The organism is Saccharopolyspora sp. MMCC62, from assembly GCF_057736575.1.
In genome coordinates this window covers 11,605-33,205 of record NZ_JBYKCM010000019.1, presented here as the reverse complement: position 1 = coordinate 33,205, position 21,601 = coordinate 11,605, and the positions used below count along the sequence as shown (strand labels likewise).

General features: G+C 73.0%; 18 protein-coding genes and 1 pseudogene. 9 read left to right on the top strand and 10 right to left on the bottom strand.

From position 1 onward, the window contains the following. Position 1 precedes the first annotated feature (1 nt). The 3 genes and pseudogenes from AC29IT_RS28515 to AC29IT_RS28505 all read right to left on the bottom strand — a co-directional run. A pseudogene (locus AC29IT_RS28515) lies at positions 2 to 691 on the bottom strand (TIGR03619 family F420-dependent LLM class oxidoreductase); the annotation flags it as partial. 12 nt (positions 692 to 703) lie between these two features. Then, positions 704 to 946 (bottom strand): hypothetical protein, encoded by a 243-nt coding sequence (locus tag AC29IT_RS28510; protein WP_488220751.1) that lies wholly within the window; start codon positions 944 to 946, stop codon positions 704 to 706. A gap of 466 nt (positions 947 to 1,412) precedes the next feature. Further along, the gene (locus AC29IT_RS28505) at positions 1,413 to 3,005 is read right to left on the bottom strand and encodes an FAD-dependent oxidoreductase (RefSeq protein WP_488220750.1); all 1,593 of its coding nucleotides are present in this window, start codon (positions 3,003 to 3,005) and stop codon (positions 1,413 to 1,415) included. A gap of 66 nt (positions 3,006 to 3,071) precedes the next feature. On the opposite strand from AC29IT_RS28505, the gene AC29IT_RS28500 reads away from it, so the two are divergent. The 4 genes from AC29IT_RS28500 to AC29IT_RS28485 all read left to right on the top strand — a co-directional run bounded on the left by AC29IT_RS28500 (position 3,072) and on the right by AC29IT_RS28485 (position 6,047). Next, entirely contained in the window at positions 3,072 to 3,512 is a 441-nt protein-coding gene (locus AC29IT_RS28500; RefSeq protein ID WP_358446672.1) for a MarR family winged helix-turn-helix transcriptional regulator, read from the top strand. A 245-nt stretch (positions 3,513 to 3,757) separates the two neighbouring features. Next, positions 3,758 to 4,069 carry a hypothetical protein gene (locus AC29IT_RS28495; RefSeq protein ID WP_488220749.1) on the top strand — a complete coding sequence of 104 codons (312 nt, stop codon included), beginning with the start codon at positions 3,758 to 3,760 and terminating at the stop codon, positions 4,067 to 4,069. A gap of 234 nt (positions 4,070 to 4,303) precedes the next feature. After that, the gene (locus AC29IT_RS28490) at positions 4,304 to 5,467 is read left to right on the top strand and encodes an epoxide hydrolase family protein (protein WP_488220748.1); all 1,164 of its coding nucleotides are present in this window, start codon (positions 4,304 to 4,306) and stop codon (positions 5,465 to 5,467) included. Positions 5,468 to 5,726: 259 nt separating this feature from the next. Beyond that, positions 5,727 to 6,047: an NAD-binding protein gene (locus AC29IT_RS28485; protein WP_488220747.1), complete on the top strand. Its 321-nt coding sequence runs from the start codon at positions 5,727 to 5,729 to the stop codon at positions 6,045 to 6,047. A 354-nt stretch (positions 6,048 to 6,401) separates the two neighbouring features. Here the strand turns inward: AC29IT_RS28485 and AC29IT_RS28480 are convergent, their stop codons facing one another. After that, positions 6,402 to 7,349: a nitroreductase family protein gene (locus tag AC29IT_RS28480; protein WP_488220746.1), complete on the bottom strand. Its 948-nt coding sequence runs from the start codon at positions 7,347 to 7,349 to the stop codon at positions 6,402 to 6,404. A 645-nt stretch (positions 7,350 to 7,994) separates the two neighbouring features. Here AC29IT_RS28480 and AC29IT_RS28475 point away from each other — a divergent pair. The 4 genes from AC29IT_RS28475 (at position 7,995) to AC29IT_RS28460 (ending at position 11,938) form a co-directional block, all read left to right on the top strand. Beyond that, a complete protein-coding gene (locus AC29IT_RS28475) occupies positions 7,995 to 8,822 on the top strand; it encodes a universal stress protein (RefSeq protein ID WP_488220745.1) in 828 nt (275 codons plus the stop codon). A gap of 145 nt (positions 8,823 to 8,967) precedes the next feature. Beyond that, positions 8,968 to 9,843 carry a universal stress protein gene (locus AC29IT_RS28470; RefSeq protein WP_488220744.1) on the top strand — a complete coding sequence of 292 codons (876 nt, stop codon included), beginning with the start codon at positions 8,968 to 8,970 and terminating at the stop codon, positions 9,841 to 9,843. Positions 9,844 to 9,914: 71 nt separating this feature from the next. Beyond that, positions 9,915 to 10,352, top strand: a complete 438-nt coding sequence (locus AC29IT_RS28465; protein ID WP_488220743.1) for a universal stress protein — start codon at positions 9,915 to 9,917, stop codon at positions 10,350 to 10,352. Between the two features lie 113 nt (positions 10,353 to 10,465). Continuing rightward, on the top strand, positions 10,466 to 11,938 hold the full coding sequence (locus AC29IT_RS28460) for a bifunctional aminoglycoside phosphotransferase/ATP-binding protein (protein ID WP_488220742.1): 1,473 nt from the start codon (positions 10,466 to 10,468) through the stop codon (positions 11,936 to 11,938). 211 nt (positions 11,939 to 12,149) lie between these two features. Here the strand turns inward: AC29IT_RS28460 and AC29IT_RS28455 are convergent, their stop codons facing one another. Beyond that, on the bottom strand, positions 12,150 to 12,998 hold the full coding sequence (locus AC29IT_RS28455; protein WP_488220741.1) for a universal stress protein: 849 nt from the start codon (positions 12,996 to 12,998) through the stop codon (positions 12,150 to 12,152). A 498-nt stretch (positions 12,999 to 13,496) separates the two neighbouring features. Further along, positions 13,497 to 14,312, bottom strand: a complete 816-nt coding sequence (locus AC29IT_RS28450; RefSeq protein WP_488220740.1) for a universal stress protein — start codon at positions 14,310 to 14,312, stop codon at positions 13,497 to 13,499. A gap of 229 nt (positions 14,313 to 14,541) precedes the next feature. Between AC29IT_RS28450 and AC29IT_RS28445 the strand changes: the two genes are divergently transcribed. Further along, positions 14,542 to 15,549, top strand: a complete 1,008-nt coding sequence (locus AC29IT_RS28445; RefSeq protein ID WP_488220739.1) for an Acg family FMN-binding oxidoreductase — start codon at positions 14,542 to 14,544, stop codon at positions 15,547 to 15,549. Positions 15,550 to 15,744: 195 nt separating this feature from the next. Here the strand turns inward: AC29IT_RS28445 and AC29IT_RS28440 are convergent, their stop codons facing one another. From AC29IT_RS28440 to AC29IT_RS28425, 4 genes are all read right to left on the bottom strand, one after another. Then, entirely contained in the window at positions 15,745 to 16,728 is a 984-nt protein-coding gene (locus AC29IT_RS28440) for an Acg family FMN-binding oxidoreductase (protein WP_488220738.1), read from the bottom strand. Positions 16,729 to 17,108: 380 nt separating this feature from the next. Next, a complete protein-coding gene (locus AC29IT_RS28435; protein ID WP_488220737.1) occupies positions 17,109 to 18,011 on the bottom strand; it encodes a universal stress protein in 903 nt (300 codons plus the stop codon). A 163-nt stretch (positions 18,012 to 18,174) separates the two neighbouring features. Next, positions 18,175 to 19,035: a universal stress protein gene (locus tag AC29IT_RS28430; protein ID WP_488220736.1), complete on the bottom strand. Its 861-nt coding sequence runs from the start codon at positions 19,033 to 19,035 to the stop codon at positions 18,175 to 18,177. Between the two features lie 78 nt (positions 19,036 to 19,113). Next, on the bottom strand, positions 19,114 to 21,597 hold the full coding sequence (locus tag AC29IT_RS28425; protein ID WP_488220735.1) for a glycoside hydrolase family 65 protein: 2,484 nt from the start codon (positions 21,595 to 21,597) through the stop codon (positions 19,114 to 19,116). Between the last annotated feature and the right edge of the window lie 4 nt (positions 21,598 to 21,601).

The following is a 21,601-nucleotide window of genomic DNA, read 5'->3' as shown; positions in this document are numbered from 1 at the left end:
ATCAGTCGAGGATGTGCGCGGCGAGCCGGTCGAGCATCCGCTGGTCCGCCGCCTGCGAGCGCCGCTCGTCCGGAGCGCCGGGATAGGTGTCGAACAGGACGTGCGTCGCACCGAGCTCCGCGAGCCCGTCGAGGTCCCGGCGGACCTGGTCGAGCGTGCCCTGCCCGGCCGCCCGGGTGTCCTCGTCCAGCTCGGAATCGTTGAGCAGCAAGGGAAGTCGCGGCGCGAAGCCGGGCACCGCACGACCCGCGTCCGCAGCGGCCCGGCGCAGCGCCGGGACGCCCTCGTCGCGCAGCCACGGGACCCGCTGGTTGTACGGGTGCCACGCGTCGCCGAACCGCACCGCCCGCCGGATCGCCGCGTGCCCGTTGCCGCCCACCCACAGCGGGGGAGGGGTGGCCGGGAGCGGACCGGTGGACACGTCGTCGAAGGACACGAACTCGCCGTGGAACGACAGCGTTTCCTCGACCCACGCCCGGGTCAGGACCTCCAGGTACTCGTCGGTCATCCGGCCGCGGCGCTCGAACGGCAGCCCCAGCGCCTCGAACTCCTGGCGCGCCCACCCGATCCCCGCCCCGAACAGGAACCGGCCACCGCTGAACCGGTCGATGTTCGCGGTCACGCGCGCCGTGTGCAGCGGATGGCGGTACGGCACGATCGCGACCGTCGTGCCGAGCTGGATCCGCTCGGTCTGCGCGGCGAGTCAGGCGAGCGTGGTGAACGGGTCGTAGAACGGCGCCGGGTACGGCTCGGCCGCGTCCGGCGTGATCGCGACGTGGTCGGAGATCATCGCGAAGCCGAACCCGCGATCCTCCGCGTACCGGGCCCATCCGAGCAGCGACGACGGGTCCGTCTCCGCCCCGAAGTTCAGAATGTTCACGCCGAATCGCACCCTCGACTCCTCCTGCTCGTGGATCTCCGCCAGTGCTCCCACACTGTCGTCCACACGCGGTTCCGTCCAGCGGCCCAGGCAGGAGCGAGGTGGGCGGCCACCGCGCTCGCAGCGACACCCGAAGTCGGGCGCCGAGCTGCGCAGGATCCGCCGAGCTGCGGGCGGTCGGTTGCGGCGCCGGTGCAGCGGACTCCGTTGTCCGAGGCCGCCCGAGTTCCCGATACCGCTGCACCGGATCGCATCGCCGAGGCTCGGCCTGCCGTTGGTCGACGCTCCGACGCCCCGACGCCCCGACGGCCCGACGGCCCGACGGCCTCGCCGCTCCCAGCACGGAAACGGGGCGTTCGGGCCGGACATCGGCGCCGCCCGCAGCACCCGCACGACCGGATTCCGCACTCTCTTCCGGCCCCGTGCGCCGTCGCGGCGGCTGCCGGACCTGAGCGGCGTTCAGCGCAGGAGTTCGGTGCCCGCGAACCGGAGGCGTGGGAGATCGCCGGTGGTGCGGGCGTCGCCCGGTCGATCACGCACCGGACGACCCCCGCGCGTGCAGGTCGGTCAACCGCTCCAGGGCGGCGCGGAGACCGTCGTCCCCGGTGCCGCGAGCGCTGAGGTACCCGTCGGGGCGTACCAGGATCCAGTCCCCGTCGGCCGCGGCGAGCGCGTTCTGGACCGCGCCGTCGGGATCCCGCACGCCGCGGTCGGCCGCATCCGGCCGGGAGCGGCTGATCGGCACCGCGTCCAGCCAGTCCGGGAGTCCCTCCGGGACGACGCGATCCCGGCCGGTGGTGCCGGCATCCCCGGCGAAGACGAGCAGGTGCCAGGCCGGGGTTCGGAGCCGCGCGCGCAGCGCCGTCCAGCCTGCTGAGTGAGCATCGGCGGCCGAGATCTGGGTGAGCCGTTCGCCGGGCCGCGGACCCGCCCCCGACTCGTCGCCCGGTACCGTCAGCGGGCTGTCCGGGTAGGCGATGGCGAGACCCGACATGTTCCGGATGAGTCGGAGCATGAAGCCGTGATCGGAGTCCCGGGTACCGCTGGTGGCGGTGTCGGCCATGGCGGTGTTCATGACCTCCCCGGTGGAGGCGAGCAGGGCTTGGCCGATGGGAACGCGCTCCGCGTCGTAGGAGTCGAGGAGGGTGGCGTCGGCGTCGCCTCGGACGACCATGGCCAACTTCCACGCGAGGTTGTACGCGTCCTGGATGCCGGTGTTGAGCCCCTGCCCGGACGCTGGGGAATGGACGTGGGCGGCGTCCCCCGACACGAAGCACCGCCCGGCGCGCATCGCTGGTACCGCACGTTGCTGGATGGTGAACTTCGAGGCCCAGCTGGGGATGTCGACGCTCGTCTCGCGTCCCAGAACCCGGGACAACTTGGTGCTGAACCGCCGGGCGAGCTCTCCGGGATCGTCGGGCTCGCCTTCGCCGGTCGTGTCCAGCAGCCGCCACTTGCCGGGTTCCGGGAACGGGAACAGCATCAGCGGGCCGCCGCCCGGGAACAGCCAGTGGACGCCGTCCCGTTCCGGGCCGGTGCGCACGATCGCGTCGGCGATCAGCCAGGTGTGCGTGCTCTCGCCGGTCAGCGGCAGCTGGAGCGCCTTGCGGACGGTCGAGCGCCCGCCGTCGCAGCCCCACAGGTAGCGCGCGCGCACCGCGTCGGGCTCCGCGCCGGAGTCATCACCTCTGCGCAACACCGCCGTGACGCCGTCCTCGTCGGAGTGGAACGACTCCAGCCTGGTGTTCCACTCCGCCTCGACCCCGGCCAAAGCGGCATGCCCGCGCAGCACGCGTTCGGTGATCACCTGATCCACGTTGAACATGTACGGGAATCGCGTCGCCAAGTCGCCGAAGTCGAAGTCGACCCGGGACGCGCGGTCGCCCTGGTGGCGGATGAACGCGTTGACCCTCGTCCCGTGCGGGGCGATGTCCCCGAGGATTCCGAGCTGGTCGTAGATCTCCAGGCTGCGGGCGTGCGTGCCCAGGGCCCTGCTGGTCGTGGCCGGACCGGGTGCGGCATCCACCAGGCGCACCGACACTCCCCACCGGGCCAGCTGCAGTGCCGCCGTGAGTCCGACGGGGCCGGCCCCCGCGACGAGGACGTCGACATCGCGATTCGTCATGTATCCCACTCCTGTGTAAGCTATGCTGACACTGATGCTAGCCCACGAATGCGAGGCCCGCCGACGATGAGCGCTGAAGAGCACGCGGGACCGAATCCGCCCCTGCTCGCACTCCTGCAACGCGGAGTCCGGTGGTTCTCCGACGAGCTGCTGGAGCGCCTGGAGGCCGCGGGAGTGGACCCCATCACGCCCGCGCACGCGGCCGTGCTCGCGCACCTGGACCGCGACACGCCGCTGAGCACCGCCGAACTCGCGCGTCGTGCGGGTGTCACCCGCCAGACGATGCATCGTGCCGTCAAGCAACTGCTCGGCGAAGGTCTGCTGACGAGCACGCCGGGGTCCGGTTTTCCGCGCAGTGCCCTCATCGGACTCACCGACGCGGGGTGTCGTCGTCGGGACGTCGCCTCCGGAATCCTGCGCGACCTGGAACGGGTTCTGGAGGACGAGCTCGGACCCGCGGCGCTGGCTGAGCTGCGCGACGGCCTGACTCGGGCGTGGTCGCGGTGACGAGCGGCTGAGGTCGGAGTCCGGGCCCGGGCCGAGGTTCAGCCGGTCCCGCAGGCGCGACGGGTGGCCGGAGCCGCATCGAGGCCTGTCGAGTGCCGGCCCACGAGATCGCCCTCAGCCGGTGATCACGACCGGGTAGGCCGAGTCGCCGGCTGGGCGGAACCGAGAAGCGATCCGGTGAAGCCTGCGCTCAAGGTCGTAGTATCCATCAAAGAGCTTTTGCTGGTTGCTCGGAGGTGCACGGCATGACCGACCAGATCGCGAGTCGTCCCGAGGAGGTGCCGCCAACCGGTCCTCCGCCGCGCGATGTCGGCGGGCGCAACACCGTGGCTGGTCCTGTTCACCGCCGCGACGAACCTGGCGGACGGTGTCACGAAGATCGCGCTGCCGCTGTCCTCGACGGGGTCGAGCAAGCCGAGCAGCGCCGGCTCGCACGCCAGAACCTTCCCGGAGCAGCCCATGAAGTCCTACGGCGGCGAGTCGAGCTCACCGGCCCGGCCCACTGCGAGCCGGACGCTCACGCGGCCCGCGGTGGCGGCAACGGCCGGCATGCGTGAAGTGAACCGGACGATGCCGTGCAGCCCCCGGAGCCCGCCGCTCGCCCAAAGCACCCGGACACGTGGTGTTCACGCATCGCACCATGAACCGAGCGGGTTCGTGGGGCGATGACGTGTCCGAGCACCGGCGGAGCAGTCGGCAGTGTTCGAAGCCCTGTCCCCGCTTCCAAGGCCGCGGCCGTGCGCAGGCCGCAGCTGATCCGACAACGCGTTGACCAGTGAGGAGAGTTCGCCATGTCCGCCGAGCCGTTCGAGGTCAGCATCACCGAAGCCGAGATCGCGGACCTGCGTGCACGATTGCGACGGACGCGGTGGCCCGAGCGCGAGCCGGTGGACGACTGGTCGCAGGGTGTGCCGCTGGCGTACGCGCAGGAGCTCTGCCGCAGCTGGGCCGAGGACTACGACTTCGGGTTCGCCGAGCGGCTGAACGCGTTCCCGCAGTACCGCGACACGATCGACGGGCTGGGCATCCACTTCCTGCACGTCCGCTCGCCGGAGCCGGACGCGTTCCCGCTCGTGCTCACGCACGGCTGGCCGGGTTCGGTGCTGGAGTTCCTGGACGTCCTCGGCCCGCTGACCGACCCGCGCGCGCACGGCGGTGACCCGGCGGACGCGTTCCACGTGGTCGCGCCGTCGTTGCCCGGCTACGGCTGGAGCGACAAGCCTTCGACGACCGGGTGGGGCGTCACCCGCACCGCGCGCGCCTGGGACGCGTTGATGGTCTCGCTGGGTTACGAACGGTACGGCGCGCAGGGCGGTGACTGGGGTTCGGCGGTGTCCGCCGCGTTGGGCGAGGTGGCACCTGAGCGGGTCGCCGGCGTGCACCTGAACCTGGGATCCGTGGCGGCGGGCGCGTTCGACGACCCCACGCCTGCGGAGTTGGCGAATCTCGAGGCGGAGGAGGAGATGCGGCGCACCGGCCGGGGGTACTCGGCGATCCAGGCGACCCGACCGCAGACGCTCGGCTACGGCCTCACCGATTCCCCGGCCGGGCAGGCCGCCTGGATCGCGGAGAAGTTCTGGGCGTGGACGGACAACGACGGGCACCCCGAGGACGCGTTGTCGCGGCAGACGATCCTCGACGAGATCTCGGCCTACTGGTTCACCGCGTCGGCCACGTCGTCGGCGCGCCTGTACTGGGAGAGCTTCGCCCACTTCCGGGACGAGGTGACCGCGCCATCCGGGCTGTCGGTCTACCCGCGCGACATCACCCGCCCGTCGAGGCGGGAGGCCGAGCTGCGGTTCACCGACCTGCGCTGGTTCGAGGAGCTGCCGCACGGCGGCCACTTCGCCGCGCTGGAGCAGCCGGAGTCGCTGGTCGAGCAGGTGCGCGGATTCTTCCGCCTGTTCCGGCGATCGTCCGTGCCATTTCCCGGGAGGGCCGCGCGCAGGGATTGATCTGAGTCATCGGCACATCACGTCGTGGGACGGTGCGATGCGCGAACGCTGCCCGGGTTACCGGAACGCAGCGCGCAGTCGCGCAGATATCCGGTCCACGCGGGGGACAGTTCCCCGGTGAGCCGCTCAAGATCGAGAATGGGGCATCGGAAACCTCCGAAGTCAAGGGATCCAGCAACGGCGTGCTCGACGGTGCAGGAGGTGAATCCGCTCGGCGGTAGGTGCGTCGGCCGAGAGCTCGGGGGTGTCGGTGTTCCGCATGGGCGCCTACGGCACGGCGGCGGTGATGAAGCTCCTCAACAACACCCTGGGCACGTACAACCTGCTCTCCACCGCGCACGTGCTCACGCTGGCGAGCCGTCACGGAATTCCCGCCGGTGACTTCCTCGACGTGATCCGCGCTTCTTCCGGCGCGAGTTGGATGGGCGAGCACTTCGCCGACGTCCAGGTCGACCTCCTGCTCAAGGACGTCGGACTGCTCCGCGGAGAAATCGGCGCACTGCCGTCCACGGATCTCGGCACGCACGCCGAAGAGGAGATCAGCCGCGCTCGGGCGATCCTGGCCGGCGACCTCGGGTGAACGCGGGGCCAGGGCCGATCGGTCCGCCGAGCGGGTGTGCCCGTGATCTGCTCCCCGAACGCCGCCGGCGGCCGACCTCGCCGGGAGAGAACGCGCGATGACCGCCGGTGTGAGGCGGAGCGTGAGCGCAAGTCCGGTGCGCGGCATCCGCGAGGGAGTGTCCTGGATGGACGGTCGTGGGGGTCGCGGCGATGTCCGCGGTGCTCACCACCGCGCTCTCCGTCGCCGGGCTCCTGCTGGACCGCGACGCTCCGAACGTAGTGCGGTCGCCGCCCGCGGGCGTCAACGCCCACGTCCGGTACCCGCTCCTGCTTCCGCGGAACGATGCCGTGGCGGAGCTCCGCGAGCCACCTGTCAGGTCTCGTGGCCGAAGCGCATCAGGACGTGCGGGAACCCGCCCAGTTCCAGTTCGTCGGCGAGTGCTGTGCGCACTTCGCGCAACCGGAGCGGTTGAGTCATCACCGAGGCGGCGATCCCGCGCGAGGTCGCCTCCAACCAGACGAGTTCCAGCGCTCGGCCGATCCGCTTGTGCTCGTCGCCGGTGTCCCCGGCGCTGCAGAGCACGAGCACCGAGTCGTGCTCCAGGCGTGCCGCCAACAGGGCTTCGTCGGGGAGCTTGGTGCGGTCGGTCACCAAGCCGACGGCGGGAAGTCCGCGTCGGCCCAGGGAACTCTCCGCAATGCCGGATTCCGGAGGCGGACCGCCGACGGAGCCCTCGTGCACGATCCAGTGGGCCAGCTCCCGCTGGTACACGTCGTCGTCCCGCATGACCCGCGCCGCGTAGCCGAGCGAGCGCGCCACCGCGTGCGCCTGGGCCGTCTCCGCGATCCAGTGCGTTCCGCCGGGAGGGAGTTCGGCTGCCGCCCGCAGCGAGGTGCGTTCGGCCGCCGTCAGCCTGCGGCCCGGGAAGGGACCCCGGTGGCTGCGCCGGTGCTCGATGGCGGCGAAGCGGCGTTCGGCCTCCTGCGCCGGATGGGCCTGGCGGGTTGCGGTGACGGTCGTGATCACTTGGTCGCATCCGGGTTCCGCCACGTCGTGCACGTCCGGGACCAGCCCGAGGTGTTCCACCGCCAGCAGGAGGTTGGTCAGCGCCGTGCCCATCGAGAGCTCCCGGTCGCGCCCCAGCGGGTCGTGCTCGTCGAGCAGGTCGACCGGGTGCGGGCGCAGCTCGGCCACGTGCCCGCGCACCGCGAACGTCCAGGGCCGTGCGTTGTGCACGGACGGAGCGGCTTCGACCGCGGCGTCCAGCACTTCGCGCTCGGCGGCGCTCCACACGTGCGCGCGAGAGTTCTGCTCCTCCATCACCTGGACCGCTCCTCGCTCCCGGGGCCGGTTGCCGTGCTGCGAGCGTGCTCGACCGGGCGGCGCGCGTGCCCTCGCCGGTGGGTGCGCCCAGCCGCGCCTCGGCGCAGCGTGGTGTCGAAGGTCGACCGGGTCCTGGCCGGTGCGTTCCGCCGCACCCGAGCGGGCCGGTCCCGGACGAGCACCGCGGCGTCGGCAGAAGAGGTGCGCACCGCGAGGAGCACCGGGTGCCGCGGCGCCACGCGGGAAGGCGGGAGGCAGTGGTCCGGGAAGTGCTCAGTGATCCCGAAATCCGGGCAAGCGGGTGCGCCGTCGATGCTGGGCCGAGTCTTCTGCGGGGCGCCCGCGCCCGGCGCCGACGACGTCCGCTCGCGGTCGCGGACGTCGTGCTGGTGTCCTTCCACGCCGCACCACCTGAGTTCCGTCCTGCTGAGCTCCGCGTCCAGGATGTACCGAAACCCCCCGGACGCGGCAGGGACGTTCGGCTCTCCGCGGCGGAAGGCGGGCGCCCGCCTTCGGCGGGTCCGGCTGTCGTTCCCGCTCCACGGGGTGGCCGGACCGGCCGGTTCCGGTTTCCCTCGGCCACTCTGGAGTGCCGGACCCCGGTTGCCGGGACCGGTGTCCCGCACAGGGGAGGTAGAGCGGATGAACGACGTGCGGGGAGCGGTGGTGGTCGGGATCGACGGTTCCCGGACCGCCGAGCTCGCGGCGGGATGGGCGGCGGTAGGCGCACGCCGCCGGAACCTTCCGGTGCACCTGGTGTGCGCGCTGGGCGGGGTCACCCCGGTGCTGCCCGGTGCGTATCCGGTGCAGTGCTACTACGAGGGGATCGACGGCAACGCCCGCGAGTGCCTGGGCGCGGCTGCCGAGGTGGTGCGGGCGGCGGCTCCGGACATCCGGATCACGACGGCGGTCACCAACCAGCCGCCGGTACCGGTCCTCGCGGAGATGGCGGAGCAGGCGGACGAGGTCGTGGTGGGGGAGGCGGGTCTCGGCGGGTTCTCCGGAATGCTGCTGGGATCCGTGGCCACGGGGGTGGCGACTCGCGCTCGCGGCCGGGTGGTGGTCGTGCGGGGTGATCCGGATGCGACCGGTCCGGTGGTGGCCGCCGTCGACGGGAGCCCGGCTGCCGATCTGGCGCTGGACGCGGCGTTCGAGCGCGCCGCGAGCACGGGGGCACCGCTGGTGGCCGCACACGCGGTGGAGCAGCACCGCCGGGCGTCCGCCGGTGCCGATCGCGCCGGCGAACACGTCGAGGAGTGGCGGCGGCGGCATCCGGAGGTGGACCTCCAGTGGGTCGAAGAGCGGGGTGAGCCGCGGGACGTGCTGCTGTCCCAGGCGAAGCGGGCCGGTCTGGTCGTGGTGGGCGGCCGCGGGCGCGGCGGCTTCCGCGGTCTCCTGCTCGGTTCGACCAGCCGTGCCTTGCTGCACCACGCCGCCTGCCCGGTGATGGTGGTGCGCGCCCGGACCTGACGGGCTCTGCGGCGGCGCGCGGTGGGACCGGACACCGCTCCGGGACTCTCGGCCCTGTCGGTCCGGGCGCGCATTGCGTGCAATCGGATGCCGTGCCGGGAGGGCGCTCGACGGGGAGCAGCGACCGACGTGGTGGAGGTGCGACGTGGCGGAGCGGACCGTGCTGGTCGGGATCGACGGGTCGTCTTCGGCCCTGCGCGCCGCTTGCTGGGCGGCTGGGGAGGCGCGTCGGAGGTCGGCGCGACTGCACCTGCTGCACTGCGACGTGAAGTCGCTCGTCGTCGTTCCGGACGTGCCGGTCGTGCCACCGCGGCAGATGTTCCTGGACAGCGTCCGGGAGGAAGCCGAGCAATCCCTGCGGCTGGCGGAGGAGCAGGTGCGCGCAGTCGCACCGGACGTCGTCGTGGAGACCGAGTTCCGCGTGGAGGCTCCGGCGAGCGGCCTCGTCGAGCAGTCCTTGCGAGCAGAGCTCGTGGTGCTCGGCAGTCGGGGGCTCGGCGGTTTCACCGGCTTGCTGATCGGTTCCGTGGCGATCGCGGTGGCCACGCACGCCCGATGCCCGGTCGCGGTGGTGCGCGGCGAACACGAGCCGGACGCGACCGACCCGGTCGTCGTCGGGGTCGCCGGATCCCGCCACGACGCCGCCGCTCTCGGCTACGCCTTCGCGCTCGCGGCCGCACGGGAGGTGCCCCTGCGCGCGGTCCACGCCTGGCACTCCCTGACGTGGGACGAGGCGCGCGTTCGGCACCGGACCGATGACGGGTGGGCCGTGGCCCAGTCCGATGAGGAACGCCTCTTGACCGAAGTGCTCGCGGGCTGGTCCGCGGAACATCCCGATGTGGTGGTGCAACCCTTCGCACCGATGAACAAACCCGCGCGGGCCCTGCTCGCGCACGCGGAGCAGGCGCAGCTCGTCGTGGTCGGAGCCCGGGGAAGAGGTGGTTTCACCGGGCTGCTGCTGGGATCCACCAGCCAGCAGCTGGTGCAGCACTCGCCGTGCCCGGTGGTGATCGCGCGGTGAGGTGCCCGGTCGGACCGCTGTCGGGTGCTCACCGGTCGAGGGCTGGGAGTCGAGGGGCTGGGAAGGGAACGATGTCCGAGGTCGACCGGATTCTGGTCGGGGTCGACGGTTCGCCCGGTTCGCGGGCCGCGCTCCGGTGGGCGCTGCGCTACGCGGACCGCGCCGGAGGCGAGATCACGGCACTGATCGCGTCCGGGATACCCCCGCTGATAGACATCGGGATGCCCGTGCCCGGTGAGGGAGCGGCCGAGCACGCGGCCGCCGTGTTGCACCGGGCGGTGAACGAGGCGCGCGGCTCGGTGGCCGGCGACAGCCCGGTGCACCGGCTCGTCGTCGAAGACCACGCAGCTCCGGCGCTGCTCGCCGCGGCGGTCGACGCCGAGCTGCTCGTGGTCGGCCACCGCGGTCGCGGTGGATTCGCCGAAGCGCTGCTGGGATCCGTCGCGCGGCGCTGCGTCCACCGCGCCCCTTGCCCGGTCGTGGTCGTGCGCGACGTGTTGAGCCCGTGAGGCCCTCCGGCCCTGCCGCACCGCCCAGCAGAGCCGAGATCCTGCACGTGCGGGCGGGCGCAGCCGGGAAGTGCCCGGCAGCCGCGTTGCGGAAGCTGCGAGGAGGACTGGTGATGGACGCGGACGAGAGCCCGGACGGAATCCGCGCGCCCGCCGCGGTCGCCGAGAGCCACACCGCTGTGCTGCTGTTCACCGGGGACCGGGCGTACAAGATCAAGAAGCCGGTCGACTTCGGTTTCCTGGACTTCAGCACGATCGGTGCCAGGGAACGGGCCTGCCGCCGCGAGGTGGAGCTGAACCGCAGGTTGGCGCCGGACGTCTACCTCGACGTGGCTCAGGTCCTGGACGGGAGCGGCCGCACCTGCGACTGGATCGTGGTGATGCGGCGGATGCCCGTGGAGCGCAGGTTGTCCACTGTGGTCCGACAGCGCGACGCTCCGGCCGCTGAGCTCGAACGGATCGCCCGGGTGCTGGCGTCGTTCCACAGCACGGCGCGGACGGGGGCGGACGTGGCGGCGGCGGGAACCGCCTGCGCGCTGCGCGGGCGGTGGAGCGACAACATCGCGGGGGTGGCGCCGTTCGTCGGGGATGTCCTGTCTCCCGAGGTGTTCGAGGAGATCTCCCGGTTGGCGCTGGAGTACGTCGACGGCCGGGGTCCGCTGCTGGCGGAGCGCGCCCGCCGCGGATGCGTGGTGGACGGGCACGGCGATCTGGTGGCCGACGACATCTTCTGCCTGGACGACGGGCCGCGGCTGCTGGACTGCCTGGAGTTCGACGACGAGCTGCGGCACGTCGACGGGCTCGACGACGCGGCGTTCCTGGCGATGGATCTCGAACGCCTCGGCGCGGCGGACCTCGGGGCGCGTTTTCTGCGCTGGTACCGGGAGTTCTCCGGAGCGGAGGCGGCCGACTCGTTGGCCGAGCACTACCTCGCGTACCGGGCTTTCGTCCGTTCGAAGGTCGCCTGCCTGCGGGACGCGCAGGGAGCGGCGGGAGCGGCCGACGAGGCTCGTGCGCTGGCGGACATGACCCGCGCGCACCTGCGTGCCGGGCGAGTGCGCCTGGTGCTGGTCGGCGGTCTGCCGGGGACCGGCAAGTCGACGGTGTCGGGTTCGCTCGCGGACCGGTTGGGGGCGGTCCTGCTCAGCACCGACCGGATACGCCGCGAGCTCACCACGGAGCGCGATGGACCCGCGTGCGCCGGGTACGGGCACGGGCTGTACGCGGCGGAGCGCGTGCACGAGACCTACTCGGAGCTGCTGGCGAGGGCGCGGGCGCTGCTGGAGCACGGCGAGAGCGTCGTGCTCGACGCCAGCTGGAGCAAGCACGACGAACGCGAGCGAGCCCGGCGCGTCGCCGAGTCGACCTGCTCCACGCCGGTGGAGTTGTGCTGCACCGCCCCCGGGTACGTGACCGCCGGTCGGATCGCGGACCGGGTGGGGAGCCTCTCGGACGCGACCCCGGACATCGCCGCGCGGATGGCGGATGACTTCTCGGCGTGGCCCGAAGCCGTGCCCGTCGACACCTCGGGTTCTCCGAAGGAGGCGATCGCCGCCGCGCGACGCGCCCTCGCCGAGCCGGGATGAGCGCGGGGGTGGCGGACGGGTGCGGAGCTCGCGGTGGGCCTCGACGGCGCCCCCGTTCCAGGGCGCGCGTTGCGATGGGCGGCGCGTGCAGGCAAGCCCGTTCCACGTGATCGTGGTGGAGATCCGCCCGGAACGAGATAGTCCCGGTGGTGGCCGCCACCGGCCACGCCTCCAGGTCGGCCGCGATCTCCGGTAGACCCGCCGGGCTCGTTCACCGGTCGGCGCCACGCCGCTGCGGTGCCGCGCTGCGCACGACCGCCACCGGGCAGGGAGCGTCGCGCAGCACGCCCGCCGCGGTCGAGCCGAGCAATAGGTCGGCGAAGCCCCCGGCACCGCGGTGGCCGACCACCAGCAGCCGCGCTCGCGCGGCAAGGTGGAGCAGCACTGCGATCGGGTGTCCGCAGCGGACCTCCTTGCGCACCGCGACGCCCGGGTGCCGACCTTCCTCTTCCACGAGAGCCTCGTCGAGTTCTCGTCGAGCGCGGTCCAGCTCCGCCTGGACCTCGAAGTCCAGCGGTGGCACGACGGGGAACCGCTCCACGTTCGCGAGGTCGCGGGCGCGCACCGCGACGAGTCCGCTGCCGCGGGCCCGCGCCTCGGTGAAGGCGAACTCCAGCGCTCGCCGACCTCGCTCCGAGCCGTCGACCCCTACCACGACATCCCCGGCCAGACGCGGTTCGCGCACCACGACGGCCGGGCAGGCGGCGTGGGTGGCGACGCGCGTGGCGACCGATCCCACGCTCGCCCATCGGCTCGCCGTCCGTCCGTGAGCGCCCAGCACGACCAGCTCGGCCTCGGCCGAGAGGCGGATGAGCTCGGTGATCGGATTGCCGTGCACGACCAGGACATCCGGGAGTGCTCCCGGATGCAGCCGGCGGCACCGGTGGGCGACGTGTTCGAGCACCGCGTGTTCGTGCGCGTCGTCGCCCCCGGACTCGGCGACTCCGACGAGCTGGAGCACGGACCCGTGCAGTGCCGCTTCTTCAGCTGCCCAGGAGGCCGCCTGCCCCGCTCGTTCCGAACCGTCCACGGCGGCGATAACCAGGTTCCGGGCACCCATCGCGATCACCGCTCACCGTTCCCGGCGGGCCACCGGTATCTCCTGACTGGAGCCGGATTCCCGCTGCCGGATGCGAATGGTGCGGATGCCCGATCCGCAGTCTGCCTCGACGTTCTCCCCGCGAGTCGGGATGAGGTGCGCCATGGGTCTCCTCCGTCATCGAGTGCTGCTCGTCGCCGCGTGCGAACGGCACGTCCCGGCCTTCTCGCGGAGGTCGGTGAACCACGCAGCCGAGGACCAGGCTGCCCGGACGCCCGGGCGAGCGTGGAGGGGCGAACGTCCTCTCCGCTGGGTGCGGCGGCCGGGGAGGGAGCGTCGTCGACCACGTCGCCGACCACCGCGGTGCTCGCGTGCGGCTCTCCGCGCGGAAGCGGACACCTCGTCCCCGGCGCCGTGCCTCCCGTTCGGAGCGGCCGCTCGGGGGAGGTCCGCAAGTCCCGGAGGAGCGGTTCGGTGGTTCCGCGGGGGCGCGAAGGGGATCGAAGTCCTCGGCCGGGATCACCGGACGACGGCCACCGGGCATCGCGCGTGGTGCAGCACTCCTGAGGCGACCGACCCCAGGAAGAGCCCGCTGAAGCCGCCGCTGCCGCGGTGCCCGACCACCAGCAGCGGCGCGGCCGCCGAGGCGTCGACGAGAGCGGGGACGGGGTGCGCGAGCACGGCGACCGCGCGCGCGGGAAGACCGGGGTACCGAGCGGTCCACTCCGCGAGCTGCCGTTGCGCGTGCTGCTCGATCCGCAGCTGCGTCTCGTCGCGTTCCGCCGGGAGCAGGGGCGGTGCGAGCAATCCCGCCTCGTTCCACGCCTGCACGGCCAGCAGCTCGCAACCGCGCGCCGCCGCGGCCTCGAAGGCGAAGTGCAGTGCGGCGTCCACTCCCGGTGACTCGTCCAGACCCACGACGACCGGGCCCGCGGTGTGCTCGATGTCCCCACGCACCACCACGACGGGGCCGATCGCGCGGGTGGCCACCTCGGAGCTGACGGAACCCAGCAGGGCGTCGGCGAATCCGCCGAGCCCGCGGGAGCCCAGCACGAGCAGGTGGGCGACCTCTTCGGCGCGCAGCAGCCCCTCGATCGGATGCCCGGCGCGCACCTCTGCGCTGATCTGCACCTCGGGGGCGATCTCGCGGCATGCGTCCGCGGCCTCGTGCACGGACTTCGCGGCGAAGTCGGCTCTCGCCGGGTCGTCGTCGACCAGCAGCACGTGCAGCGGTGCTCGGCGGCGCCGAGCCTCTTCGGCGGCCCACAGCGCCGCCTCGGTGGCGCGACCGGAACCGTCGACGCCTGCCACGATCGCGTTCTCGGGTTGGGACACGGCGGGTTCCTCCATTCCTCGCGTCCAGGCGGACCGGTCGGTGGCGGCCCCGGCAGGGACGTGTCGCGCACACCGTGCTCAGGGTCGCGCGCCGGCGAACCCGGCGCAGGGATCGAAAGTCCTCAGTGGAGAGCGGAATCCGCGGGTTCGGGACCTTCGGCCCGTGAATCCGGGGCGAGCCGGGGGAGAACCTCGGACCGGGTTCCGCGCTGAGGGGGGAGGAGAGCGGATGCAAGTGCGTTCAGCCGCGTTCGGTCTGCGCGCGGAGCGGGTGGAGGCGGTGCTGCGCGCCGCGGGAGCGGCCCCGTCGTTGCACAACAGCCAGCCCTGGTCGTTCCGGCTGTGGCCGCACCTGATCGAGGTGCACGCGGACACCACCAGGAGGCTTCCGGCGACCGACCCGGACGACCGGGAGCTGCGGCTGAGTTGCGGAGCGGCGCTGATGAACTTGCGCCTGGCCCTGGAACACGAGCAGGTGCACCCGTTGGTCGTGATCCCGCCCGACGGGGACGATCGGACGACGCTGCTGGCCGAGGTCCGCGCGGGGCGGCGCAGCTCACCGAACGCCGAGTCCGAACTGCTGTACGGGATGATCGAGCGCAGGCACACCGCCCGCGCCCCGTTCCGCGAACGACCGGTGCCCGCCGAGCTGCGGCACGAGATGATCCAGGCCGTGCAGCGGGAGGGCTGCTGGTTGCACGTGGTGGGACGAGGTGAGCTCGGACAGCTGGAGGGGCTCGTCCACCGTGCGCACCGCGTTCAGACGGCCGACGGCCGGTTCCGGGAAGAGCTGGCCCGCTGGACGGGGCGGGACGCAGGCGAGGTCGAGGGCGTTCCGGCCGCCGCCGCCGGACCCGCGCCCGAGCCGCGGGACCAGTGGGTGGTGCGGGACTTCGCCGCGGGCCGCGCCCCAGCGCGGGAGCCCGGCCTCGCCTTCGAGGCGCAGCCGCTGCTGGCCGTGGTGTCCTCGCAGGATTCGAGCCCGGATTCGGAGGTGCGCGCGGGTGAGGCGTTGCAGCGGATGCTGCTCACGGCGACCGCGGGCGGGCTGGTCGCTTCGCTGATGTCCCAGGTGGTCGAGGTACCCGAGACCAGGCAGGAACTGGCCGGTCTGCTCGGCGGCGGGTGGAACCCGCACGCGGTCGTGCGCATCGGGTTCGGCACGCCGGGCCCGCCTGCGCCGCGCCGTCCGGTCGAGGACGTGGTGCAGGAGGGAACTTCCGCACCGCCCCCGTGACGGCACGGCGCTCCCCGGGCTCGCAGCGGCGGTGCCGGAGCCGGTGCTGCTGGAAACCGGGCCCGGTGGTGCTTCCGGTCGGGACGCCGCTCCTGCCGGAGCCCGGAGGTGGATCGGTGGACCTCTGGCCGGCGACCACCCGGTCTGCGATGCGGTCCCGATCCCGGGCTCGATCGGAGCCTCGGGTCCGGAGGGTCAGCCTCGCTCGCCGGTGACGTCGTCCAGGAGTTCGCGCACCGTTCGGCCCTTCGCAGGCGGCGGCGGTCGCAGGTCCGGCGGCCGGCCCACGCGCACGGCCAGCTGCGGGTGCTCCAGCCCGGCCGCGACCTCGTCCCGGATGGTCGAGCGGGTGCTTCCGATCTCGAAGCCCTCGCTCAGCGGACTGGTGGCCAAGCCCTCGCGAACGGCCGTGCACAGCACCGCGCTCGTCCTCTCACCCGCGATCAGGTGTGCCCGGTCGTCGTCGGTCGCCGTGCTCACCAGCAGGATGCTCCCGGCGTTGCGCGCCGTGCCGACCTCCTCGCGCGTCACCGCGGCCCGTCCGAAGTCCCGCAGCACCAGATCGCCGTACCGCATTCCCGGCGCGGGGGTGGTGGACCGGGCGATACCGGTCGTACCGTCCGCCGAGTTCAGCCCCGTCCACGCGGCGAGTTCTTCGCGGTAGCTCTCGGAGTAGCCGTGCAGGAAGGCCGCTTTGGCGAACGAGCGGGTCAGGGCGTACCGGTCCTCGCCTTCGAGGACCACCACGGACACCCCCGCTCGCGCGTCCACCCGGGTGAGCAGATCGAGGAGACGAGCGGGCACCGGTTCCGCGGCGTACTGGCGGCGGTCCGTCCGCCGGACGCAGGCCGCGCGCAGCAGCGAAACCGCCTCCGGTGCGGGATCGCCCCGCGCACCGGGCTCGACGACGGCGAGCGCGGTCTCGTCCGGGATCCGCCGGACGCGGACCCGCCTGCCCAAGGCGGCCAGCGCCAGGACGGCGTGGTGCAGCGCCGCACCGCAGCTGATGATCAGCTCGCGCCCGGCCGGATCGGTCGCCGGGAACCGCGGACCGGTGGCGAGAAGTCGCAGCGCACCACCTCGGAACTCCCAGCGCCAAGGCCGCGCGTTGTACAGCGAGGGTGCGCGGGCGGAGAACGCGGCCGCCAGCCGCAGCGCCTCGGTGTCGTCACCGCCCATCGTTCTTCTCCCACCTCGGGTGTCGTGCGTGCGGCGCCGTTGCGTCCGCGCGCGGACGGCACCTCGCGCGGTGCCCTCCGCGCACGCCGGCGAGACCGGGCAGCACCCTTGCGGCCTCACCCGCCGACCACCGAACCGATCCGGTGGTCGGCGCGGCTTCCCCGGACGCGAACCCGCCGTCCCGCACTCGTCCGGCTGTGGCGTCGGCGAGAGCTCCGGTGCGTGCCGTTCCCCGGACTGGATCGCGACGAGTTCGCCTCGCAGGCCGGTGACCGCGGGGAAGACCCGCGGCGCCCCGCCGAGCGCGTACGCCCCGAGCGGAGTTCCCCGGGAACGTTCCGCCCCAACCTCCCCGCCGGGACCGGCTGGGGCGGAACCGGTCAGGTGGGCTTCTGACCGCGCACCACCAGGACCGGGCAGGAGGCGTGGTGGATCATCGCTTGGCTGGTGGACCCGAGCAGCAGCCCGTTGAACCCACCGCGTCCCCGGGCGCCCACGACGACGAGCCGGGCCCCGTCGGTGCGGGCGAGCAGCGCGCCCGCGGCCGATCCCCGTTCGACGGAGCGGTCCACCACGACGTCCGGGTACCGCTCGCACCAGCCGGCGAGCAGCTCCGCCATCAGCAGCTGCTCGCGGTGGCGCACCTCCTCCTCGTCCGGACCCAGCCGCAGCCACCTGGTTTCGACGCCGACCACGTCCCAGGCGTGCACGGCGTGCAGCGGGGCGTCCCAGGCCGAGGCCGCCGCGAACGCGTGCGCCAAGACGAGCTCCGCCTGCCGCGAACCGTCCAGACCCACGACGACGGGCCCGTCGACCAGCCCCTGTCCTCGGTCGGTCCTGCCGCGCACCACCGCCGTCGTGCTGCGGCTGTGCGCGGCGACGGTCACCGCCACCGATCCGGCGAGGAGGCCGGTGAAACCTCCCAGGCCTCGGTCACCGACCACCACGAGCTCCGCGCTGCGTGATTCGTCGATCATCACCGACGGCGGGGTGCCGGGGCACGACTCGGTTCCGACGTGCACACCGGGGTTTTCCGAGCGGGCGGACTCGGCGGCCTCCGCCAGCCACTTCTCCACCTCGACGCGCACCGGTGCGCGGTGCTCGCGAGGCCACGCGACCCCGGGGATCTCCGGGAGCACCGGCAGCGCGAACACGTCGGCGTAGACGATCCGCAAGGTGGTGCCCCGCCGGGCGGCCTCCCGGGCCGCCCAGCGCACGGCACCGCGCGCGGTTCCCGAGCCGTCGATGCCCACCACCACCGGCGCCTGGGCGTGTCCGTTCATCTCATCCCCCGTTCCGGGTCGGCGTCCCGCCACGCGGGACGAGCCGAGCGCACCGCCGTCGAGCGGAAATCCCGTCGGCCGGTCACGTCCGACCGTGCGCGATCCCGGTACCGCCCGCATCTCCGCCGAGATCGGGGTGTCGGGTCCCGCTCCCGGCCGGAGCTCACGCGTGCGGCCGCACGACCAGCAGGGGGCACGGTGCGCAGTGGGCCAGCGCCCGGCTCGTCGAGCCCAGCAGCATCCCGGTCATCCCGGTTCGGCCGCGGCTGCCGATGACGAGCAGCTCCGCGCGAGCCGCGTGGGCGAGCAACGCCCGGACCGGGCGGTCGTGTTCGACCGAGCGGTGCACTTCCACCTCGGGGAACCGCTCGGCGCTTCCCGCGAGCCGTTCCGCGAGCAGGCGGTGGGCGTCCCGATCCCGCTCGGTGGCGGGGGTGTCCGGGGACATCTCGTTCCAGTCCTCGGCGGCGACCTCGCGCCAGGTGTGCACCGCGAGCAGCGGGACCCCGCGCAGCCCTGCCTCGTGCAAGGCCCAGTCGAGGGCGGGATCGGCGACTCCGGCTGCGTCCACGCCGACGACTATCCCGCCGCCGCGCTCGGGTCCCCGCGGCTCGCGGACGACGGCCACCGGGCAGGCCGCGAGTGCGATCGCGGTCTCCGCCGTCGAGCCGAGTTCGAGCCGAGCCCCCGATTCGTCGAGCCCGCGGGCTCCGACCACCAGCAGGTGCGCCGCCGCGGACTCCGCGACGAGCTGCTCGGCGACACCGCCGCGCCGGAGCTCGCTGCGCACCTCGACGTGCGGGGCGAAGTCGTGGAGCACCCGCTCGGCGGTGCCCAGCACCTCGTGCGCGCGGCCCCGCACCCCTTCGTCGGGATCCTGGTCGGTGTCGCCGGGCACCACGGCCAGCAGCAGCACCGAGCTCCCCCGCAGAGCGGCTTCCCGCGCTGCCCACTCCACGGCACCCAGCGCGGTCGGGGATCCGTCGACGCCGACGACGATTCTTGCTCTCCGCTTCTCGGCCACGATCGAGCACCTCCCGGCATCGGGCCCCGCAGCGAAGGTAAGGCCGAGGTGCCCGGCACGCGATGCGGTCCGGACGGCTCAGCCGGCGGAGCGGTTCCGGCGGACCGGCGCCGCGCCTGGTCGCCCGCCACCGCGGCGCACCCGGGCGCGGGCGGGTTCCCCGCGCCGCCACGAGAACGTGGCGACGTCACCGGGAGCCAGCACGACCGCGCGCCCTCCGCAGGCGCAGGTGAACGGTGTTCCGCCCGGGCCGCCCCGGCCGACGCGCACGACCGCGGTCCGGCCCGTGATCCGGAGGGAGACCGGGTGCCCCTGGTAGCTGAGCTCCAGCCGCAGCTCGCCCAGTTCCGGCGGCCAGCAAGGGTTGAGGTGCAACGCCCCCTGCCTGGCCTCCACCCCGGCGAAGCAGCGTTGCAGCAGGTCGATGGTCCCGGCCATGGCGGCGAGGTGGACGCCTTCACGGGTGGTGCCGCCCTGGGTGTCGTGCACGTCGGCTTCCACCGCGCGGTGGAAGTGCTCCCACGCCCGTTGCCGGTCGGACCTGGCCAGGACCCAGGCGTGCACCACGGAGCTGAGCGTGGAGCCGTGGCTGGTGCGCCGGAGGTAGTGCTCGATCGTCTCCGGTATCCGGTGGGCGGGGAACGGGTAGCCCAGCCCGCCGAGGACGTCGCGCAGCTCCTCCGCGGAGAGCAGGTAGAACAGCATGAGCACGTCGGCCTGCTTGGAGACCTGGTAGCGGTTCGGGTCGTCCCCTTCGGCCTCCAGGATGCGGTCCATCCGCTGGATGTCGCCGTAGCGCTCCCGGTAGCCGTGCCAGTCGAGTTCGGCCAACTCGGAGTAACCTTCGAACTGGCTCGGGATGCCGTCGTGGAAGGGCACGAACAGCTTGCGCGACAACCGCTTCCAGCGGTCGATCTCGCTGTCGTGCAGCTCCAGCTCCGACGCCAGTTCCCGGCGTCGTTCCGGGGCGAGGGCGGCCAGCACCTCCACCGAGGTCCTGCACAACCACGCCAGCATCACGTTGGTGTAGGCGTTGTTGTCGATCCCGGGTTCGGTGGCTCCCGGGTATGCGGTGTGGTATTCGTCCGGGCCGACGACTCCTTCGACGACGTAGCGGTCGCGACCCCGGTCGTAGCGGGCGAGACCTGCCAGGAACCGCGTGATGTCCAGGATCAGCTCCGCGCCGAAGTCGTGGAGGAACGCCGTGTCCGCGGTCGACTGGTAGTAGTGCCAGGTGTTGTACGCGATCGCGATGCCGATGTGCCGCTGCAAGTGGGTGTTGTCGGTGAGCCACCGCCGGGACCGGGGGTTGAGGTGCAGCCGTTGGCTCTCTTCCCGGCCGTTGCTGCCGCTCTGCCACGGGAACATCGCGCCGCTCCGACCGGCGAGGCGCGCCGCGCGGCGGGCTTGGTGCAGCCGCCGGTAGCGGTACAGCAGCAGCGCGCGGGTCCGGCCGGCGGCGCGCAACGTGAGCGCCGGGAGCACGAACAGCTCGTCCCAGAACACGTGGCCCCGGTAGGCTTCGCCGTGCAGGCCGCGCGCGGGGATGCCCACGTCCAGGTCGGCGCTGTTCGGCGAGACCGTCTGGATCAGGTGGAACAGGTGCAGGCGAATGGTGCGCCGGACCTCGTCGGAGCCGCGCACCCCGCAGCCGAAGGTGCGCCACTCGATGCGCCAGGCCGCACGGTGGCTCGTCAGCAGCGACTCGAACCCGTCCGCGTCGACGGCCAGTTCCGCGGCTTCCGCGGCCGGTTCCGAGATCGCGCTGTCGCGGGAGGTGTGCAGGGCCAGCACCTTCTCGACCACGACCCGCTCGCCGGGCCGCGCCACCGCGGAGAACTCGTGGGCGATGCGGTCCTGAGCGGCCACGGTCGTCCGCGGGGGTGACAGCCGGTGGTGATCGACCCGGACACGGGTGCGCACCGCTTCGGCGATCTCGATGCGCGACCGGGTGGTGCGGGCGCGCAGGAGCAGCGTCTCGGGCGAGTGCTCCTGCGCTTCGAAATCGCTCAGGTGGGCGCCTTCCAGCTCGGCGTACCGGGCGACTCCGGCGTTGCGCACTCGGCCGTCGAGTCCACTGTGGAAGGTGATGGTGCTGGTGTGGTCCTCGGGCACCACCGCGGTCTCCAACGCCGCCAGGTGAGGGAGTCCCATGTGGACTATCCGGCGCTGGACCAGGGTGGTGGTGCGCCCGGCCCGGTCGCGGAACCGGCACCACCTGCGCAGCACCCCGCTTTCCAGGTCCAGATCGAGCCGGTGCTCCAGGAGTGCGCACCGGGTCGGGTCGAACCACTCGTCGTCGTCGAAGCGGAACGTGAGCGGCAACCAGTTCGGCAGGTTCACCAGCGACTCGGTGGTGATCTCCTGCCCCTCGACCAGCGCCGTCCGGCGGTCGTAGCACCCGGCCACGTACGTCCCCGGGTAGTGCACCCCGTCCTGCACCGCTTCCGGAACCGCCCCGCGGGTGGCGAAGTAGCCGTTGCCGAGGACGCACAGCGCCTCCCGCCGGCCTTCGTCGGCGGGGTCGAAGCCGTTGAACGTCCACACGTGGTCCTCGGACATCGTG

What these genes read in the sequence shown, in the direction of transcription:
- AC29IT_RS28455 (WP_488220741.1), bottom strand. Translation starts at nt 12,998, where the DNA reads ATGGGTGCCCGGAACCTGGTTATCGCCGCCGTGGACGGTTCGGAACGA.
- AC29IT_RS28425 (WP_488220735.1), bottom strand. Translation starts at nt 21,597, where the DNA reads ATGTCCGAGGACCACGTGTGGACGTTCAACGGCTTCGACCCCGCCGAC.
- AC29IT_RS28440 (WP_488220738.1), bottom strand. Translation starts at nt 16,728, where the DNA reads ATGGGCGGTGACGACACCGAGGCGCTGCGGCTGGCGGCCGCGTTCTCC.
- AC29IT_RS28435 (WP_488220737.1), bottom strand. Translation starts at nt 18,011, where the DNA reads ATGAACGGACACGCCCAGGCGCCGGTGGTGGTGGGCATCGACGGCTCG.
- AC29IT_RS28475 (WP_488220745.1), top strand. Translation starts at nt 7,995, where the DNA reads ATGAACGACGTGCGGGGAGCGGTGGTGGTCGGGATCGACGGTTCCCGG.
- AC29IT_RS28490 (WP_488220748.1), top strand. Translation starts at nt 4,304, where the DNA reads ATGTCCGCCGAGCCGTTCGAGGTCAGCATCACCGAAGCCGAGATCGCG.
- AC29IT_RS28495 (WP_488220749.1), top strand. Translation starts at nt 3,758, where the DNA reads ATGACCGACCAGATCGCGAGTCGTCCCGAGGAGGTGCCGCCAACCGGT.
- AC29IT_RS28505 (WP_488220750.1), bottom strand. Translation starts at nt 3,005, where the DNA reads ATGACGAATCGCGATGTCGACGTCCTCGTCGCGGGGGCCGGCCCCGTC.
- AC29IT_RS28485 (WP_488220747.1), top strand. Translation starts at nt 5,727, where the DNA reads ATGGGCGCCTACGGCACGGCGGCGGTGATGAAGCTCCTCAACAACACC.
- AC29IT_RS28500 (WP_358446672.1), top strand. Translation starts at nt 3,072, where the DNA reads ATGAGCGCTGAAGAGCACGCGGGACCGAATCCGCCCCTGCTCGCACTC.
- AC29IT_RS28480 (WP_488220746.1), bottom strand. Translation starts at nt 7,349, where the DNA reads ATGGAGGAGCAGAACTCTCGCGCGCACGTGTGGAGCGCCGCCGAGCGC.
- AC29IT_RS28465 (WP_488220743.1), top strand. Translation starts at nt 9,915, where the DNA reads ATGTCCGAGGTCGACCGGATTCTGGTCGGGGTCGACGGTTCGCCCGGT.
- AC29IT_RS28460 (WP_488220742.1), top strand. Translation starts at nt 10,466, where the DNA reads ATGGACGCGGACGAGAGCCCGGACGGAATCCGCGCGCCCGCCGCGGTC.
- AC29IT_RS28445 (WP_488220739.1), top strand. Translation starts at nt 14,542, where the DNA reads ATGCAAGTGCGTTCAGCCGCGTTCGGTCTGCGCGCGGAGCGGGTGGAG.